General features: G+C 42.8%; 7 protein-coding genes. 6 read left to right on the plus strand and 1 reads right to left on the minus strand.

Features of this window, described 5'->3' with window-relative positions:
* Nucleotides 1-53 precede the first annotated feature (53 nt).
* From rfbA to rfbB, 3 genes are read left to right on the plus strand one after another with little or no spacing between them, the layout of a single operon-like run.
* The gene (rfbA, locus tag B7720_RS05045) at nucleotides 54-923 is read left to right on the plus strand and encodes a glucose-1-phosphate thymidylyltransferase RfbA (RefSeq protein WP_000676122.1); all 870 of its coding nucleotides are present in this window, start codon (nucleotides 54-56) and stop codon (nucleotides 921-923) included.
* Nucleotides 924-1517: a dTDP-4-dehydrorhamnose 3,5-epimerase family protein gene (locus B7720_RS05050; RefSeq protein WP_000131469.1), complete on the plus strand. Its 594-nt coding sequence runs from the start codon at nucleotides 924-926 to the stop codon at nucleotides 1515-1517.
* Between the two features lie 18 nt (nucleotides 1518-1535).
* Entirely contained in the window at nucleotides 1536-2582 is a 1047-nt protein-coding gene (rfbB, locus tag B7720_RS05055; RefSeq protein ID WP_084856826.1) for a dTDP-glucose 4,6-dehydratase, read from the plus strand.
* Nucleotides 2583-2642: 60 nt separating this feature from the next.
* Here rfbB and rfbD read toward each other — a convergent pair whose 3' ends face one another.
* Nucleotides 2643-3497, minus strand: a complete 855-nt coding sequence (rfbD, locus tag B7720_RS05060) for a dTDP-4-dehydrorhamnose reductase (protein ID WP_084856829.1) — start codon at nucleotides 3495-3497, stop codon at nucleotides 2643-2645.
* Between the two features lie 237 nt (nucleotides 3498-3734).
* Between rfbD and B7720_RS05065 the strand changes: the two genes are divergently transcribed.
* The 3 genes from B7720_RS05065 to B7720_RS05075 all read left to right on the plus strand — a co-directional run bounded on the left by B7720_RS05065 (nucleotide 3735) and on the right by B7720_RS05075 (nucleotide 20753).
* A complete protein-coding gene (locus B7720_RS05065) occupies nucleotides 3735-5717 on the plus strand; it encodes a peptide ABC transporter substrate-binding protein (RefSeq protein ID WP_084856832.1) in 1983 nt (660 codons plus the stop codon).
* Between the two features lie 277 nt (nucleotides 5718-5994).
* Nucleotides 5995-12363 (plus strand): SpGH101 family endo-alpha-N-acetylgalactosaminidase, encoded by a 6369-nt coding sequence (locus tag B7720_RS05070; RefSeq protein ID WP_084856834.1) that lies wholly within the window; start codon nucleotides 5995-5997, stop codon nucleotides 12361-12363.
* Nucleotides 12364-12503: 140 nt separating this feature from the next.
* A complete protein-coding gene (locus B7720_RS05075) occupies nucleotides 12504-20753 on the plus strand; it encodes an SIALI-17 repeat-containing surface protein (RefSeq protein WP_084856836.1) in 8250 nt (2749 codons plus the stop codon).
* Nucleotides 20754-20757 lie beyond the last annotated feature (4 nt).

Raw genomic sequence — 20757 nt, forward strand, 5'->3', positions numbered from 1 at the left:
GACAAAATGAAATATAATATAGGATAGGTAATTAGCCAGAAAGGAAGCCTATTATGAAAGGTATTATTCTTGCGGGTGGTTCGGGAACGCGCCTGTACCCACTTACTCGAGCTGCGTCAAAACAGCTGATGCCAGTTTATGATAAACCCATGATTTACTATCCTTTGTCAACCTTGATGTTGGCTGGGATTAAGGACATTTTGATTATCTCAACACCACAGGATTTACCCCGTTTTAAGGATCTGCTCTTGGATGGCTCCGAATTTGGGATCAAGCTTTCCTATGCGGAACAGCCTAGTCCCGATGGACTTGCTCAGGCTTTTCTTATCGGTGAAGAATTTATCGGCGACGATAGTGTTGCCTTGATTTTAGGCGATAATATCTATCATGGGCCTGGTTTGAGCAAAATGCTTCAAAAGGCAGCTAAGAAAGAGAAGGGTGCGACTGTTTTTGGCTACCAAGTGAAGGATCCAGAGCGTTTTGGTGTGGTCGAGTTTGATACAGACATGAATGCTATTTCCATAGAAGAAAAACCGGAGAATCCTCGCTCTAACTATGCAGTGACCGGTCTTTATTTCTATGACAATGACGTTGTGGAGATTGCCAAACAGATAAAACCAAGTGCACGTGGTGAGTTGGAAATCACAGATGTCAACAATGCTTATTTGAAACGTGGAGATCTTTCTGTTGAGGTGATGGGCCGTGGTTTTGCTTGGTTGGATACTGGGACACACGAGAGCTTGTTAGAGGCTTCCCAATATATCGAAACGGTTCAAAGGATGCAAAATGTTCAGGTTGCCAACCTAGAAGAAATTGCCTACCGAATGGGTTATATCAGCCGCGAAGATGTGCTGAAGTTGGCGCAACCTCTCAAGAAGAATGAATACGGGCAATACTTGCTCCGTTTGATTGGAGAAATCTAGATGACAGATAATTTTTTCGGCAAAACACTTGCAGTGCACAAGATTGATGCCATTCCAGGTTTGTTAGAGTTTGACATTCCAGTTCATGGAGACAATCGTGGCTGGTTTAAGGAAAATTTTCAGAAAGAAAAGATGCTACCGCTTGGTTTTCCTGAAAGCTTCTTTGCTGAAGGGAAACTGCAAAACAACGTCAGCTTTTCTCGCAAAAATGTTCTCCGAGGCCTCCATGCTGAACCTTGGGACAAGTATATCTCAGTAGCAGATGGTGGCAAGGTTCTGGGTTCTTGGGTTGACCTACGTGAAGGTGAGACTTTTGGAAATGTTTATCAGACCGAGATTGATGCAAGTAAGGGAATCTTTGTCCCTCGTGGCGTGGCCAATGGTTTCCAAGTCCTCTCGGATACAGTTTCTTATAGCTATCTGGTTAATGACTATTGGGCGCTTGAACTCAAACCCAAGTATGCCTTTGTCAACTATGCAGATCCAGCCTTGGGCATCCAGTGGGAAAACCTAGCAGAAGCAGAAGTTTCGGAAGCAGATAAACATCATCCACTGCTTAAGGATGTCAAACCACTAAGAAAAGAAGATTTGTAAAAAGGTTAAGGAATAAAAATGACTGAATACAAAAATATCATCGTGACAGGTGGGGCTGGTTTTATCGGTTCTAACTTTGTTCATTATGTCTATAACAACTTCCCAGATGTCCATGTGACAGTGCTGGACAAGCTGACTTATGCAGGTAATCGTGCCAATATTGAAGAAATTTTAGGTGACCGTGTTGAGTTGGTTGTTGGAGATATTGCAGATGCAGTCTTGGTAGACAAGCTGGCAGCTGAAGCGGATGTTATCGTTCATTATGCGGCAGAAAGTCACAATGACAACTCGCTCAATGATCCGAGTCCCTTTATCCATACCAACTTCATCGGGACTTACACTCTTTTGGAAGCAGCTCGTAAATACGACCTTCGTTTCCACCATGTGTCAACTGACGAAGTCTATGGTGACCTACCTCTGCGTGAAGATTTGCCAGGTCATGGAGAAGGTCCAGGTGAGAAATTTACGGCTGAAACCAAGTACAATCCCAGCTCGCCTTACTCATCAACCAAGGCGGCTTCAGACTTGATTGTCAAAGCTTGGGTGCGCTCATTTGGTGTTAAAGCGACTATTTCTAACTGTTCAAACAACTATGGTCCTTACCAACATATCGAGAAGTTCATTCCGCGCCAAATTACCAATATCCTGAGTGGTATCAAGCCAAAACTCTATAGTGAAGGTAAGAATGTCCGTGACTGGATTCACACCAATGATCATTCATCAGGTGTTTGGACGATTCTGACCAAAGGTCAAATTGGTGAAACTTACTTGATTGGTGCGGATGGTGAAAAGAACAATAAGGAAGTCCTGGAACTCATCCTCAAGGAAATGGGACAGCCAGCTGATGCTTATGATCATGTGACAGACCGTGCGGGTCACGACCTTCGCTATGCTATTGATGCTAGCAAGCTTCGTGATGAACTAGGGTGGAAGCCTGAGTTTACCAACTTTGAAGCAGGTCTCAAAGAGACCATTAAGTGGTATACAGACAACCAAGACTGGTGGAAATCTGAAAAAGAAGCAGTCGAGGCTAACTATGCCAAGACGCAACAAGTAATTAACTAATCAGATACTAAAAAGCAAGAGACTTTGAGTTCTCTTGCTTTTTATGTATGTCGTAATCTGTTATTTTCTTACTTCTTGTTTATAAAACTCTTTAAGGGCATCTTGCCAGGTTGGAATGACGAAACCTGTCGCCTTCGCTTTGGCCAAACTCATGGTTGAATTGAGGGGACGTTTGGCCTTTGCAGGAAACTTGCTGGAGTCTACCGGAATCACTTCAACATCACTGTCTTTAAGAATCTCGACAGCGAAGTCATACCAAGTGGTATCTTCAGTGGAGTCATTTGATAAGTGGTAGTAGCCAAATGCTTTTTGATTTTCAGTCAAGTAGGTCATAAACTCAGCCAGGGTACGTGTCCAAGTTGGGCGGCCGTGTTGGTCGTTGACAACAGTGAGAGTTTTATGGGTTTTGGCAAGATTTTGCATGGTAAAGACAAAGTTTTTGCCATAATTTCCAAAGACCCAAGCAGTGCGGATGATATAATGCTGTGACGTAAGGTTTTCAACAAGTTCCTCACCCATTCGCTTGGTACGTCCGTACTCTGTTTGCGGATCAGGTAGGTCATCGACTTCCCACTCTTGTCCTACTGGTTTCTTTCCATCAAAGACATAGTCTGTCGAGATATAGACCAGAGTAGCTCCGTATTTCTCAGAGGCCTTGGCTACATTTTCAGTTCCAGTTACGTTGATGGCAAAATCCAGTTCTTTCCCCTCATCTTCTGCTGCATCCACAGCAGTGTAGGCTGCACAATGATAGACTAAAGTTGGCCTAACCTCAGCAAAGACTCCCTCAACCATTTCAGTATTCGTGATATCCATTTCGGCCACATCCACTGCAACATAGTCTACATTTCGTTCATTTAGTAAATAACGTAGTTCGGTACCGAGTTGACCATTTGCACCTGTAATTAATATCATTATCTTCTCCTTAACTTTTCTTCTATCTAATCATAGCAAAAAAATGATAAAAAATCTGATTTTCGGCCCTTGTTTTGCTGGTTTAAGATATAAAAATATAGTATTAGAGAATAATAATTTTATAATAGAAAACTTATTTTTCAGAATTTACCAAAGTAATTCAAAAATTCTGAAAATTTTATTGACATGTTTCTGAAAAGGGACTATAATGGGGTGAAAGTTTTAAAGGAGAAAACAATGAAAAGTTCAAAACTACTTGCCCTTGCGGGTGTGACGTTATTGGCAGCTGCGACTCTTGCAGCCTGCTCTGGATCAAGTTCAAATGCTAAAGGTGAGAAAACATTCTCATACATTTACGAAACGGATCCTGATAACCTAAACTATTTGACAACTGGTAAGGCAGCTACAGCAAATATTACGAGTAACGTTATCGATGGCTTGCTTGAAAATGACCGCTATGGTAACTTTGTACCATCTATGGCTGAGGATTGGTCTGTATCTAAGGATGGTTTGACTTACACGTATACACTCCGAAAGGATGCAAAATGGTATACATCTGAAGGTGAGGAGTATGCAGAAGTTAAAGCTCAAGACTTTGTAACTGGTCTTAAGTATGCTGCTGATAAGAAATCAGATGGTCTTTACCTGGTTCAGGAATCTATCAAGGGATTGGATGCCTATGTCAAAGGAGAAATTACAGATTTTTCTCAAGTAGGAATCAAAGCTCTTGATGATTATACTGTTCAATACACATTGAACAAGCCAGAGAGTTTCTGGAATTCTAAGACAACAATGGGTGTTCTGGCTCCTGTTAATGAAGAATTTTTGAACTCTAAAGGGGATGACTTTGCTAAAGGTACGGACCCAAGCAGTATTCTCTATAATGGACCATTCTTACTCAAATCAATCGTAGCCAAATCATCAGTCGAGTTCGAAAAAAATCCAAACTATTGGGATAAAGACAATGTCCATCTTGATAAAGTGAAATTATCCTTCTGGGATGGTCAAGATACTAATAAGCCAACTGAAGCTTTCAAAGACGGTAGCTTTACAATGGCTCGCCTCTTCCCAACAAGTGCTAGTTACTCAGAGACTGAAAAAGCATTCAAAGACAATATCGTTTATACCCAACAAGATTCTACTACTTATTTAGTAGGCACAAATATCGATCGCCAGTCTTATAAGTACACTTCTAAGACAACAGATGAGGAAAAAGCATCAACCAAGAAGGCCCTTTTGAATAAGGACTTCCGTCAAGCTATTGCATTTGGTTTTGATAGAACAGCCTACGCTTCTCAAGTAAATGGTGCAAGCGGGGCTACTAAACTGCTTCGTAACTTATTTGTTCCCCCTACATTTGTACAGGCAGATGGGAAAAACTTTGGGGAATTAGTTAAGGAAAAATTGGTGACCTATGGAGATGAGTGGAGTAACGTAAACTTGGATGATGCCCAAGATGGACTCTACAATCCTGACAAAGCCAAAGCAGAATTCGCTAAAGCTAAGACAGCCCTTCAAGCGGAAGGTGTGAAATTCCCAATCCACTTGGATATGCCTGTAGATCAAACCAATACAACAAAAGTTCAACGTGTTCAATCTTTTAAACAGTCAGTTGAAGAAAATCTAGGATCAGATAATGTGGTTATCGATATCCAACAGCTCCAAAAAGACGATGTTCAAAACATTACCTACTTCGCTGAAACTGCGGCTGGAGAAGACTGGGATATCTCAGATAACGTGGGTTGGTCTCCAGACTATATCGATCCATCTACTTATCTTGATATTATCAAACCATCTGTAGGGGAAAATACAAAGACTTACCTAGGATTTGACTCAGGAACAAACAACGCTGCGGCTAAGCAAGTTGGTTTAGAAGATTACGAAAAAATGGTTGTGGAAGCTGGGGAAGAAACTACTGACGTTTCAAAACGTTATGAAAAATATGCTGCTGCCCAAGCTTGGTTGACAGACAGTGCCTTGCTCATCCCAACAACTTCTCAAACTGGTCGTCCAATGTTGTCTAAGATGGTTCCATTTACACTTCCATTTGCTTACTCTGGTAACAAGGGTATGAGTGAAGCCCTTTTGTACAAATATCTAGAAGTACAAGATAAGGCAGTGACAACAGAAGAATACCAAAAAGCTCAAGAAAAATGGTTGAAAGAAAAAGAAGAGTCAAATAAAAAGGCCCAAGAAGATCTCGCAAACCATGTGAAATAACTTTAAAAAAGTAAAGGATTTAGCCATCGACATGATGGTTAAGTCCTTTTTTATCTTGGTATAAGTCCCTGAATGATTAGAGATAGGATTTTTCAGAAAAGAGAAAATTTTAGTGAATTTTACCTATTTCCTATTGCTTTCTGATCTTTTATTTGTTATATTAAAAGTACAATTATTTTTTATTTAGAACAGTTAAGCTTAGCACTTTCAGAGAAAGGAGTATTTTTTAAAAAAGAAATGTAAACGCTTACTGGAAAATGAAAGGATTTAGGAGTTCATGGATAAACGATTTTTTGAAAAACGCTGTAAGTTCAGTATTCGTAAGTTTACGCTTGGAGTAGCTTCGGTGATGATTGGAGCGACTTTCTTCGCAGCTAGCCCAGTATTGGCTGATCAAGCAACAGTTGGTTCTACAACTAATTTGCCAAGTGAATTAGCTGATTTGGATAAGAAGGCTAGTGATGAGGGGCACGATTTTGACAAGGAAGCTGCCGCTCAAAATCCTGGTTCAGCTGAGACTACAGAAGGTCCACAAACAGAAGAAGAGTTGTTGGCTCAAGAAAAAGAAAAGTCTGAAAAGTCAAGCAATCTGCCAAAAGAATTAGAAGATAAGTTGGAGAAAGCCGAAGACAATGGGCGCGAAGTTGACAAGGATCAATTGGCCCAAGATACAGGGAAGCTCGTCCCAGAAGATGTGGCTAAGACTACCAATGGGGAATTAAACTATGGCGCGACTGTTAAGATTAAGACGCCATCAGGAGAAGGTAGCGGTATTGTCGTTGCTAAAGACCTTGTCTTGACGGTTTCTCACAACTTTATCAAGGATAGCCAAGACGGCAATATCCGTAAGGTTGTGGATAATGACCAAGGGGATGGAGATATCTATAGCATCTCATATCCAGGATTGCCAGATGTCAAGTTTAGCAAGAAAGATATTATTCATTGGGATCGTGAAGGCTATCTGAAAGGCTTCAAAAATGATTTGGCCCTAGTGAGATTGCGTACAGTTCTAGAAAATACGCCTGTTGAAGTAACTAAAAAGTCAGTTGTTAAGAAAATTGGAGATAAACTCCATGTCTTTGGTTATCCAGAAGGGAAATTGAATCCGATTATCAATACTACAGTTGATTTTGCGGAACCATACGGAGAAGGTGTCCAAGGGATTGGTTACCAAGGAGGAAAACCGGGCGCTAGTGGTGGCGGTATCTTTGATACAGAAGGAAAATTGGTCGGTGTGCACCAAAATGGTGTAGTTGGAAAACGGAGCGGCGGTATTCTCTTCTCACCAGCTCAACTAAAATGGATCCAAGACCACATACAGGGAATTTCAAGTGTGAAACCAGCAGACTTGGAAGAGAAAGAAAAACCCGCTGAAGAAAAACCAAAAGAGGATAAACCTGCAACTGCTAAACCTGAAATACCTAAGACAGTAACTCCTGAATGGCAAACAGTAGCGAATAAAGAGCAACAAGGAACAGTCACTATTCGTGAAGAAAAGGGTGTTCGCTACAATCAATTGTCTTCAACGGCCCAAAATGACAATGACGGCAAACCAGCCTTGTTTGAAAAACAAGGATTGACAGTTGACGCTAATGGAAATGCGACAGTTGATTTAACCTTCAAAGATGATTCTGAAAAGGGCAAATCACGCTTTGGTGTCTTCTTGAAATTTAAAGATACCAAGAACAATGTTTTTGTTGGATATGACCAAGGTGGCTGGTTCTGGGAATACAAAACTCCAGGTAACAGCACATGGTATCAGGGCGGTCGTGTTGCAGCTCCAGTAAATGGATCAGTGAATCATCTGACTATTAGTTTAAAATCAGATGGTCAGCTGAATGCAACAAATAATGATGTAAAACTTTTTGATACAGTTACTTTGCCAGCTGCTGTTAATGAGAATCTTAAAAATGAGAAGAAGATCCTTCTCAAGGCAGGAACTTATAGCAATGACCGTACGGTTGTTAGCGTTAAAACAGACAATCAAGAAGGTGTAAAAGCAGATGATACTCCTGCCCAGAAAGAAACAGGTCCTGCCGTTGATGATAGCAAGGTGACTTATGATACGATCCAGTCTAAGGTCCTCAAGGCAGTGATTGACCAAGCCTTTCCTCGTGTCAAGGAATACACCTTGAATGGACATACTTTGCCAGGACAAGTTCAACAACTTAAGAAAATCTTGGTAAACAATCGCGAAATTACACCTGAAGTCACTTATAAGAAAATCAATGAGACAACAGCAGAGTATTTGATGAAACTTCGTGACGAGAAGAATTTCATCAATGCAGATATGACAGTACGCTTGCAAGTTGTGGACAATCAATTACATTTTGATGTGACCAAGATTGTCAACCACAATCAAGTTACTCCAGGTCAGAAGATTGATGATGAAAGAAAACTTCTCTCCTCTATCAATTTCTTAGGAAACTCACTTGTGTCAGTTTCGAGCGACCAAACTGGAGCTAAGTTTGACGGGGCAACCATGTCAAACAACACTCATATCAGTGGAGATGAACATATTGCTGTAACCAATCCAATGAAAGATTTGGCTAAGGGCTATATGTATGGTTTTGTTTCTACAGATAAGCTTGCTGCAGGTGTTTGGAGTAACTCTCAAAACAGCTACGGTGGTGGTTCGAATGACTGGACTCGTTTGACAGCATTCAAACAAACTGTTGGAAATACAAACTATGTGGGAATCCAAAGTTCTGAATGGCAATGGGAAAAAGCTTATAAGGGCATTGTTTTCCCAGAATACACGAAGGAACTTCCAAGTGCCAAGGTTGTTATCACTGAAGATGCCAATGCTGACAACAAAGTCGACTGGCAAGATGGTGCCATTGCTTATCGTAGCATCATGAACAACCCTCAAGGTTGGGAAAAAGTCAAGGATATCACTGCTTACCGTATCGCGATGAACTTTGGTTCTCAAGCACAAAACCCATTCCTTATGACCTTGGATGGTATCAAGAAAATCAATCTCCACACAGATGGTCTTGGGCAAGGTGTTCTCCTTAAAGGATATGGTAGTGAAGGTCATGACTCTGGACACTTGAACTATGCTGATATTGGTAAACGTATTGGTGGTGTCGAAGACTTCAAGACCTTGATTGAAAAAGCGAAGAAATATGGAGCTCATCTAGGTATCCACGTGAACGCTTCTGAGACTTATCCTGAGTCTAAATACTTTAATGAAAATATTCTTCGTAAGAATCCAGATGGAAGCTACAGCTATGGTTGGAACTGGTTAGACCAAGGTATCAACATCGATGCTGCTTATGACTTGGCGCATGGACGCTTGGCTCGCTGGGAAGACTTGAAGAAAAAACTTGGTGAAGGTCTCGACTTTATCTATGTGGACGTATGGGGCAATGGTCAATCAGGTGATAACGGTGCCTGGGCTACCCACGTTCTTGCTAAAGAAATCAACAAACAAGGCTGGCGTTTTGCGATTGAGTGGGGCCATGGTGGTGAATACGACTCTACCTTCCAACACTGGGCAGCTGACTTGACCTATGGTGGCTACACTAATAAAGGTATCAACAGTGCTATCACCCGCTTTATCCGCAACCACCAAAAAGATTCTTGGGTTGGGGACTACAGAAGTTACGGTGGTGCAGCCAACTACCCACTTCTAGGTGGCTACAGCATGAAAGACTTTGAAGGCTGGCAAGGAAGAAGCGACTACAATGGCTATGTAACCAACTTATTTGCCCATGATGTCATGACTAAGTACTTCCAACACTTCACTGTAAGTAAATGGGAAAATGGTACACCAGTTACCATGTCTGATAACGGCAGCACCTATAAATGGACTCCAGAAATGAAGGTTGAGCTAGTCGATGCTACAGGTAACAAAGTGGTTGTGACTCGTAAGTCAAATGATGTCAATAGCCCGCAATACCGCGAACGTACAGTAACGCTCAACGGACGTGTTATCCAAGATGGTTCAGCTTACTTGACTCCTTGGAACTGGGATGCAAATGGTAAGAAACTTCCTACTGATAAGGAAAAAATGTACTACTTCAATACGCAAGCTGGTGCAACAACTTGGACACTTCCAAGCGATTGGGCAAATAGCAAGGTTTACCTTTACAAGCTAACTGACCAAGGTAAGACAGAAGAGCAAGAACTAACTGTAAAAGATGGCAAGATTACCCTAGACCTTCTAGCAAATCAACCATACGTTCTCTACCGTTCAAAACAAACCAATCCTGAAATGTCATGGAGCGAAGGCATGCACATCTATGACCAAGGATTTAACAGTGGAACCTTGAAACACTGGACCATTTCAGGTGATGCTTCCAAGGCAGAAATTGTCAAATCACAGGGTGCAAATGAAATGCTTCGTATCCAAGGCAATAAGAGCAAGGTCAGTCTTACTCAGAAACTGACTGGCTTGAAACCAAATACCAAGTATGCTGTTTATGTCGGTGTTGATAACCGTAGTAATGCTAAGGCAAGTATCACAGTGAATACTGGCGAAAAAGAAGTGACTACTTACACCAATAAGTCACTCGCTCTCAACTATATCAAAGCTTATGCTCATAACAATCGTCGTGAAAATGCTACAGTTGATGATACAAGTTACTTCCAAAACATGTACGCCTTCTTTACAACTGGATCGGACGTATCAAATGTTACTCTTACATTGAGTCGTGAAGCTGGTGATGAAGCAACATACTTTGATGAAATCCGTACCTTTGAAAACAATTCAAGCATGTACGGAGACAAGCATGATACAGGTAAAGGAACATTTAAACAAGACTTTGAAAATGTAGCTCAAGGTATCTTCCCATTTGTAGTAGGTGGTGTTGAAGGTGTCGAAGACAACCGCACTCACTTGTCTGAAAAACACGATCCATATACACAGCGTGGTTGGAATGGTAAGAAAGTCGATGATGTTATCGAAGGAAATTGGTCATTGAAGACAAATGGACTAGTGAGCCGTCGTAACTTGGTTTACCAAACAATCCCTCAAAACTTCCGTTTTGAAGCTGGTAAGACTTATCGTGTAACCTTTGAATACGAAGCAGGATCAGACAATACCTATGCTTTTGTAGTCGGTAAGGGAGAATTCCAGTCAGGTCGTCGTGGTACTCAAGCAAGCAACTTGGAAATGCATGAATTGCCAAATACTTGGACAGACTCTAAGAAAGCCAAGAAGGCAACCTTCCTCGTGACAGGTGCAGAAACAGGCGATACTTGGGTAGGTATCTACTCAACTGGAAATGCAAGCAATACTCGTGGTGATTCTGGTGGAAATGCCAACTTCCGTGGTTATAACGACTTCATGATGGATAATCTTCACATCGAAGAAATTACCCTAACAGGTAAGATGTTGACAGAAAATGCTCTGAAGAACTACTTGCCAACGGTTGCCATGACTAACTATACGAAAGAGTCTATGGATGCTTTGAAAGAGGCGGTCTTTAACCTCAGCCAAGCAGATGATGACATTAGCGTAGAAGAAGCGCGTGCAGAGATTGCCAAGATTGAAGCCTTGAAGAATGCTTTGGTTCAGAAGAAAACAGCCTTGGTAGCAGAAGACTTTGAAAGTTTGGATGCGCCAGCTCAACCAGGTGAAGGTCTAGAGAATGCCTTTGATGGAAATGTGTCTAGTCTATGGCATACATCTTGGAATGGTGGAGATGTAGGAAAGCCTGCAACCATGGTCTTGAAAGAACCAACTGAAATCACTGGACTTCGTTATGTTCCACGTGCATCTGATTCAAATGGAAACTTGCGAGATGTGAAACTGGTTGTCACAGATGAGTCTGGCAAGGAACATACCTTTACCGTAACAGATTGGCCAAATAACAACAAGCCAAAAGACATTGACTTTGGTAAGACAATCAAGGCTAAGAAAATTGTCCTTACTGGTATCAAGACTTACGGAGATGGTGGCGATAAATACCAATCTGCAGCGGAACTCATCTTTACCCGTCCACAGGTAGCAGAAACACCACTTGACATGTCTAGCTATGAAGCAGCTTTGGCTAAGGCGCAGAAATTAACGGACAAAGACAATCAAGAGGAAGTAGCTAGCGTTCAGGCAAGCATGAAATATGCGACGGATAACCACCTCTTGACGGAAAGAATGGTTGCCTACTTCGCAGACTATCTCAACCAATTAAAAGATTCTGCTACGAAACCAGATGCTCCAACAAGTAGCAAGGGTGAAGAACAACCACCAGTTCTTGATGTACCTGAGTTCAAAGGCGGCGTCAATGCAACAGAAGCAGCTGTACATGAAGTCCCTGAGTTCAAGGGCGGCGTTAATGCGGTCCAAGCCTTGGTTCACGAATTACCAGAATACAAAGGTGGAGCCAATGCGGTCCTAGCGGCTGCAAATGAAGTTCCAGAGTATAGAGGTGGAGTCAATGCAGTTGAGGCCTTGGTAAATGAAAAGCCAGCCTACACAGGTGTATTGGCTACAGCTGGAGATCAAGCAGCTCCAACAGTTGAAAAACCTGAGTACCCGCTCACTCCAAGTCCAGTAGCTGAAACCAAAACTCCGGGAGCGAAAGATGAAGAAAAACTACCTGCTACAGGGGAGCACAGCTCAGAAGCAGCCCTCTTCTTGGCAAGTGTGAGCATCGCTTTATCTGCTGCGGTCCTTGCGACAAAACGTAAAGAAGAGTAATGAGATTTGATTGTAGCAGTTCAAAGCAACTCGAATCAAAAAGGAACAAACAGCCGGAGAGGACCTCTTGGTTCTCTCCTTTTTCAAAGGAGAAATGATACCGCTTACTCAGGTATGCGGATGAAAGGAATAGGAGAAAGATGGATAGACATTTTTTTGAGAAACGCTGTCACTATAGTATAAGAAAATTTGCAATCGGTGCAGCCTCCGTGATGATTGGTGCTAGTATCTTTGGCGCCAATATGGTTCAGGCAGCAGAAACAGCAGCGCCTTCAGAAACAGAGGGAAGCATCACCCATGTTCAAGCACTGGATAAGTTACCAGATGATTTAGCCGCTGCGCTTGAAAAGGCGGATGCAGAAGCTGCAACAGAAGCAAGTCATGAAGAAACTCCAGCGACAGATGAGGGAACCAATCCTCCAGCAAGTGAAGAGACAAAACCAGAGACAAGTCCTGCAAGTCCCAAACCAGCAGAAACGCCGAAACCGGTTGAAACACCAAAGGCAGACAAACAACCTGCGGAAACCCCTACACCAGCACCAAAACCAGCTGAAAAGCAAATCGAAGATAGAGAAGATGTCAACCATCTCGAGGGTGCTACTGCTCAGGCGAGCAACCATGAGACTGGTACCAACTTTACTGCAGATAAGGCTATCGATGGAGATGACAATACCCGTTGGGCTACAGATAGAGATGCAGTAAAACCAACTTTTGAATTAACTCTTCCAAAAACTACCCTCATCAAGCATGTAGAAATTGACTGGGATCGTCGTCTTCGTAATGGGCAAAATGACCCAAATATCAAATCTTGGAGTCTCTACTACGCAGGTCAAGAAGACGTGGGCGCTAATGGAGAAAAACAATGGAAACTCGCTCATACCAAAACTGGAGATCCTGTTTTAGATGAGAAAGTAGATCTAGCTGAAAGTATTCAAGCTAAATATCTTAAGTTAGAAATTAACGACTATCAAGCGGGCACAATGGGCTGGAGAAACGTTGGAATCCAAGAAATTCGAGCTTATTCAAACGTTCCGGACCATAGTAGGGTAACGGATATCCGCCAAGTAACCGAACTAACAGTAGCAGAAGATGGACAGTCTCTTGTTCTACCAACTTTACCAGGAAAAGTCAGTCTCATCGGAAGCAATAAACAAGGTGTAATTGACCTTCAAAATCACATCTATAAACCTCTGACAGATCAACGCGTTAAGGTTATGGTGCAGCAAATCAAAGACAGCCATACTTTCACTAAGGAATTTGAAGTAGTCATCAAGGGTCTACATCAGGACGAGGGTGTGGGTGTCAAACCAAAAGTAGCACCAGCTGTTCAACAATGGTATGGGAAAGAAGGTCAATCTTCTATCACTTCAGATACAGTTCTTGCGACAGGAGATTCAGGATTTGATCAGGCTGCAACCTTCTACCAGTCAGACCTTGCAAGCCGTGGATTGGAACTTGCAACAGGTGACAAGCAGGCTCAAAAACGAATCGAATTTAAAAAGGTTGAAAACAAGGGTTATGGTAAAGAAGGGTACGGTATCACTATCCAAAATGATGTGATTACCATCGAAGCTGCCACAAACACAGGAGCCTTCTATGCCACTCGGACTCTTCTTCAAATGGGAGAAAGCAACCTACAAAATGGCGAAATTCGTGATTTCCCAAGTTTCAGCCACCGTGGCTTTATGCTAGATACAGGTCGGAAATTTATTCCTTATGACACCCTTGTAGACATCATGCTCAACATGGCCTACTACAAGATGAACGACTTGCAGTTGCACCTTAATGATAACTATATCTTCCTAAAGGAACACTTGGCAGGTAAGAATTTAAGTCCAGAAGAACAACTCAAGTATGTACTTGAACATGCCAAGACTGGTTTCCGTGTGGAGACCGATATTGTCGGTAAGAATGGTCAAAAATTGACATCAGATGAGCACTATACCAAGGAAGAAATGCAAAATCTGATTAAACTTGCCAAGGCTCTTCATATCAACCTAGTACCAGAAATTGATACACCAGGACACGCACTTTCATTTGTTAAAGTTCGTCCAGACCTCATGTATCAAGGTAGTTTGAGTGATTATGCTGGCAAACACAATGTTGAACGTGTTGCCATGCTCGACCTAGATAATAAATACGATGAAACGCTGGCTTTTGTCAAATCCGTTTATGACAAACTCCTCGATGGTCCAGATGCACCACTTCATGGCGTATCCACTGTTCATATCGGAACGGATGAATACTATGGTAGCAGAGAAAGTTACCGTCGCTATGTCAATGATTTGACCCAATATATCAAGTCTAAAGGTTACACCCCTCGTATCTGGGGCTCACTCAGTGCGAAACGTGGTAAAACAGCGGTTGATTGGAACGGAGTAGAAGTTGATATCTGGAGTATTGGCTGGCAACGACCAAATGAAGCCATTGCTCAGGGAGCTAAGATTATCAACATCACAGATGTACCGACCTATAGTGTGCCAAGTGGAAGCAATAGTCAAGCAGCCTACGGGGACTATGCTAACTACGAACGTCAGTACAATAGCTGGACACCGAATGATTTTAGAACAGGTGGAGGTCCACTTCTACCAGCTTCTCATCCAAGTATACTTGGTGGTGGGCACGCAGTTTGGAATGACAATATCGACCTTCATGAGACCGGTTTGACCTCTTATGACATCTTCAAACGCTTCTTCAAGAGCATGCAAACCACTGCGGAACGCACCTGGGGATCTGACCGTGCAGCTGCGACCTTTGCAGAACGCACCCTACCAACGAGTCCTTATGCGCCACAGTCAAATCCTGATAAAGAGATTGATCAAAGCGACTTGTTTACCATCAATCCTGAAACAGTCAAGAACTATGCAAGCAAGAAGGTGAAGACAAGCGAGCAGGGATTGGCTTTTGAGAAAGACAGCAGTATCGAAGGCTTGGCTGGTGATGTTGGTCCAAGTCACGTCTTGAAGTTTGATGTGACTGTCACTGGAGACGGGGAACAAACCTTCTCAACAAGTGGGGACAACCGTATTTATCTAGCTGATAAAGACGGCTACCTTGCTTACCAGTTTGAACAGTTCCATATCCAATTCAAGAAAAAACTTGAAAAGAACAAACGTTATCAAATCTCTATTGTGACCAAACCACAATCAACGGAAGTCTATGTGGATGGTGAAAAGATTGAGCGTATTGCAAATCCAGCCCACCCTCGCTTTGCCCACAATAGTTTGGTACTACCGCTTGAAAGCATCGGTGGTTTCAAAGGAATCTTGCATAGCGCAGAGTTGTCAGACAAACCATTTGTAAATCCTCGCTTGATTTCAAATGATAAGATTACTGCAACCGCAAGCAGTCAGCAACTTCCAGGAAACGCAACTGAAGGCGCTGTTGAAAAGGCCTTTGACAATGATCCAAATACCTTCTGGCATACTAAGTGGACTGGTGACACTGCGCCATACACCCTTACTATGACCTTGAAAGAAGCAGAAAAAGTCAATGGCTTGACGTATCTCCCACGTCCAGGTGGTGGAAATGGTGTCGTGACGCGCTACGAAATCTACGCACAAAAAGATGGCCAAATGGTCAAGGTTTCAGAAGGAAACTGGGACAACAACGCCCAAGAAAAAACAGTCAACTTTGCGGCGGTAGATACCAACAAGATTGAGTTGAAAGTATTGGAAGGCGTTGGTGGTTTTGCAAGTGCAGCTGAAGTTCATCTATTAAAACCTGTCAAAGAAGAGCAAGAAACGCCTGCACCAAGTCAACCAGAAAAACCAACTACACCTGAAAAACCAAAAGTAGAGCAAACAGGTGATGGAACAGTTGAATTGGCAGATCAATTCACTGCAAGTAAACCAGCTAGTGAAGACAGCATTGTGGCTGCCAGCAAGAGCGCAGACTATCTCAAGAAAGAGTACAAGGTCTTCCCAACGCCACAAAAAGTGACTTATGGCGAAGGTGTTACAGCCCTTCGTAAGCAAGTCAATCTGGTCATGGGCGATCAACTCGATATCTATACTCGCAATCGCTTGAAGAGTGTCTTGCAGGACAATCAAGTATCTTATACAACTGGTAAGGCAGCAATCGCTGGCGCAACCAATATCTATCTTGGAGTGCATGGACAAGGCTCACAAGCAGAGCAAAACTTGTCCAATGTTTCAGCAGGTCTCTTTGACAAGATTGACGCCTATGTCTTGAGTATCAAGGATAATTCGATTTCCATCGTCGGAAAAGACACTGATGCAGTCTTCTATGGTTTGACAACCTTGAAACACATGCTCAAGGAAAGCCAAGTGCCAGTCCTTCGTAATGTGACAGTAGAAGATTACGCAGAGCTCAAGAACCGTGGTTTCATCGAAGGTTACTATGGAAATCCATGGTCTAATGCCGATCGTGCAGAGCTCATGCGTTATGGTGGCGATTTGAAATTGAACCAATACTTCTTTGCACCAAAAGATGATCCATACCACAACAAGAAATGGCGAGAACTCTATCCAGAAGAAAAACTAGCTGAAATTCGTGAACTTGCCCGTGTCGGAAATCAAAGTAAAACTCGGTATGTCTGGACTATCCATCCATTCATGAACAACCGTATCCGCTTTGGCAATGAAGCGCATTACCAAGAAGATTTGGCAACTATCAAGGCCAAATTTACCCAGTTGATGAAAGTGGGTGTCCGCGAATTTGGTATCCTTGCAGATGATGCTCCAAGCCCAGTCGGAGGATACAATAGCTACAACCGCTTGATGCAAGATATGACCAAGTGGTTGACTGAAATGCAGGGAACTTACAGCGGTCTTCGTAAAGAAATGATCTTTGTTCCTGGCCAGTATTGGGGTAATGGACGTGAAGATGAGTTGAAATCTCTCAATGAAAATCTCCCAAGATCAACAACCATGACCTTGACGGGTGGTAAGATTTGGGGTGAAGTCTCTGAAAGCTTCCTTTCAACTCTCAAAAACAATCTATCCGCAGGTGGCAAGACCTATCGCCCAGTTTCACTTTGGATTAACTGGCCTGTAACAGATAACTCTAAACAGCACTTAATTCTAGGTGGTGGTGAGAAATTCCTTCATCCGAATGTGGATCCTAGCTTGCTATCTGGTATCATGTTGAACCCAATGCAACAGTCTGAACCATCTAAGATTGCCCTCTTTTCAGGAGCTCAATACTCATGGAAACAGTGGAAATCAGAAGAAGAAGCTAAGAAAATCAATGACATTGCCTTCAACTTTGTAGAAAATGGTCATTTTGAAGATAGCAAGGTATCAGCAGCCTTCCGCGAACTTGGTAAGCACATGATCAACCAAAACATGGATACTCGTGTCGTCAAACTAGAAGAATCGGTAGACTTGGCTCCAAAATTAACAGACTTCATGACCAAGCTCAAAGCAGGTCAGGATGTGACTGCCGAACGTGCAGCCTTGCGTGCAGAATTTGCCAAGATTAAAGAAGCAGCCGAACTCTATAAAGCATCAGGCGATAAAAAGATGGTTGCGCAAATCCACTATTGGTTGGATAATGCAATCGACCAAATGAATGCTCTCGATGCCTTCCTTACAGGAACTGAAGCCATGGCTACAAATGATGCAGCTAAGCTTTGGGATAGTTACTATAAAGGATTGAAGTTCTACGAACAGTCTCAAACTCATACCTTCCATTATGTAGACCATATGGAAAAAGCTGAATTGGGTGTTCAACACATTCGTCCATTTATCCTATCCCTGAAAGAAGTTCTAGCGTCTGAAGTTCAAAAAGTCTTGCATCCAGACCAAATCATCAGCACCTTTATCACCAATCGGACAGGTGTAGAAGGTGGTTTGGCAGAAGTAACGGATGGCGACTTGGCAACTCATGCGATTATTAAATCACCAAACAGCATCAAGACAGGTGATTATATCGGTATGAAGTTCAATAAGCCAGTAGCGATCCAAACCTTGACCTTTGCTATGGGAACGCAGGCAAATCCACGTGATACCTTTAGTAAGGCAGAAGTGCAGTATCAAGATGAAAATGATAACTGGGTAACCTTGAAAGAGCCAAGCTATGTCGGGAATGAATCCCTTCTTAAGTTTGAAAATCTCACTATCAAGGCCAAGGCAGTTCGCATGATTGCGACAGCAGACCGCGAGAACACTTGGTTTGCAGTTCAGGAAATTGCAGTCAACCGTCCAGTTGAAAAAGCTCGTAGCCAACAAGCAACGACAGTTAGTCTAAGCTCAAATCTAGTTTATAAACTAAATACCTCAGCCCGTCAAATCACTGATGGCAAGGACAATACAGAAGCCATGATGGCAAATGCTGACGGTAGCAATACAACTCCAGTAGATGCCTGGGCACAACTGGACCTCGGTGAAGTCAAGTCAGTCACTAAAGTACGACTTCGCCAAGGAACGGGTGATAAGCTTGCTGCAGGTGTACTTGAGTACTCTACAGATGGGACTGCATGGCAAGAGTTAGATCGCCTATCAGGAGAACAAACCAAGGAAGTGACCAGAGCTATTAATGCTCGTTACATCCGAGTCCGCAATACCAAGGCTCTCGACCTATGGTGGCGTATCCAGGACTTCTCTGTTGAGACACGTTCTGGAAATAGTGAGTTAACAGACACCAACGTGGAATCATTGAAGGAAACGCCGGTGGTGGATAGCTTGGGCAGTTACGAGCTTCAAATTCAAGCTGGAACCAAACTCCCTGCTCATAGCTATCTAGGAATGAAGCTTGACCGTATCCATCAGATCAAGAGCATCCAGCTCCAAGGCCAGGCCAACCCTGCTCTTAGCCTTGAGTACTCTGCAAATGCGCAAGAGTGGACGCCAGCTAGCCAGTTGACAGACAGATCTGTAGTGAGTCACTTGGTACGTTATGTGCGTCTGGTCAATAAAACAGATCAGGAGCAAGCTATTACAGCGACTTCTCTCCTTGTGACGACTAAAGAAGTGCAACCAACCAAACTAGAATCTACAACAATGGGCATTCATCCAACATACGGAAGCAATGATGTTCGTAAACTAAACAACCTAGATCAACTATTTGACGGTGTTTACAACAACTTTGTTGAGTTTTCAGACTATGCTCGTAAAGATGGCCACGTAACCTTGAAACTTGGTAGCGAACGTACCATCAAGAAGATTAGAGCCTACATCCAAGACGGAACTCAAAACTACCTTCGTGATGGTAAGATCCAAGTCAGCCAGGACGGTAAAACTTGGACAGATGTTGTGACAGTAGGAGATGGTGTGGCCAATAGCACACACGATGATTCATTGACAGATGGTTGGACACATGATTCTAAGATGCCAGGAAATCGCTATATCGAGGGTGAATTGACGACACCAGTTAAAGCTAACTATCTCCGTGTCCTCTATACAGCAGACTATGATGCCCGTTTTGTAGGATTTACAGAATTGGTCATCAACGATGGTGAATTTGTCAAACCAATCAATGATCCAACAGTAGAAGGAAGTAGTGGAGAAAGCCAAGGCAACCTTTATAATAATCTTGTAGACGGCAAAGTCTTGACCAGCTACAAGTCTGAAAAAGATAAGGGCGAATTGGTGTATCACTTGTCTGAACCAACCAAAGCTAACCACCTTCGCCTTGTTTCTAGTCTTCCTGAAGGAGCGAAAGCACGTATTCTTGCTAGAACACTCAAGGATGGTCAAGACAGTTGGACAGACCTCGGTGCCATTACATCTAGTCTCCAAACTTTTGCTATCCGAAATGGCGGCTCTCTTCTAGACGTCAAATTAGTCTGGGAAGGCGGCAAGGCTGAGTTTTATGAATTGGCAAGCTTCCATCAAGAATTAACAGAAGAACCGGTTCAATCAAGCAAGGGTGAAGAACCAGCACCCGTTCTTGAGGTTCCTGAATTCACAGGTGGTGTCAATGCAGTTGAAGCCCTAGTACATGAACTTCCAGAGTACACAGGCGCATTAGCAACAGTAGGAGACCAAGCTGCTCCAACAGTAGAGAAACCTGAGTTCAAGGGTGGTGTCAATGCAGTTGAAGCCCTAGTACATGAACTTCCAGAGTACACAGGCCCAGTAGCGACAGTAGGTGACCAAGCTGCTCCAACAGTAGAGAAACCTGAGTTCAAGGGTGGTGTCAATGCAGTGATGGCTCTAGTGCATGAATTGCCAGAATACACAGGTCCGCTAGCAACAGTAGGTGATCAAGCTGCTCCAACAGTAGAGAAACCTGAGTTTAAACTTAGCACTCTAGTTTCTGATCAAGGTAAGACTCCAGATCATAAACAAGAAATTGCTAGACAAGAAACAGCAAAACAGAGCTTGCCAGCAACAGGTGAGAGTCAATCTGACACAGCCCTCTTCCTAGCAGGTGTTAGCCTAGCCCTATCTGCTCTCTTTGTAGCAAAAACAAAGAAAGACTAGTATT

This window comes from Streptococcus oralis subsp. oralis, assembly GCF_002096455.1.
Lineage (GTDB): Bacteria > Bacillota > Bacilli > Lactobacillales > Streptococcaceae > Streptococcus > Streptococcus oralis_CY.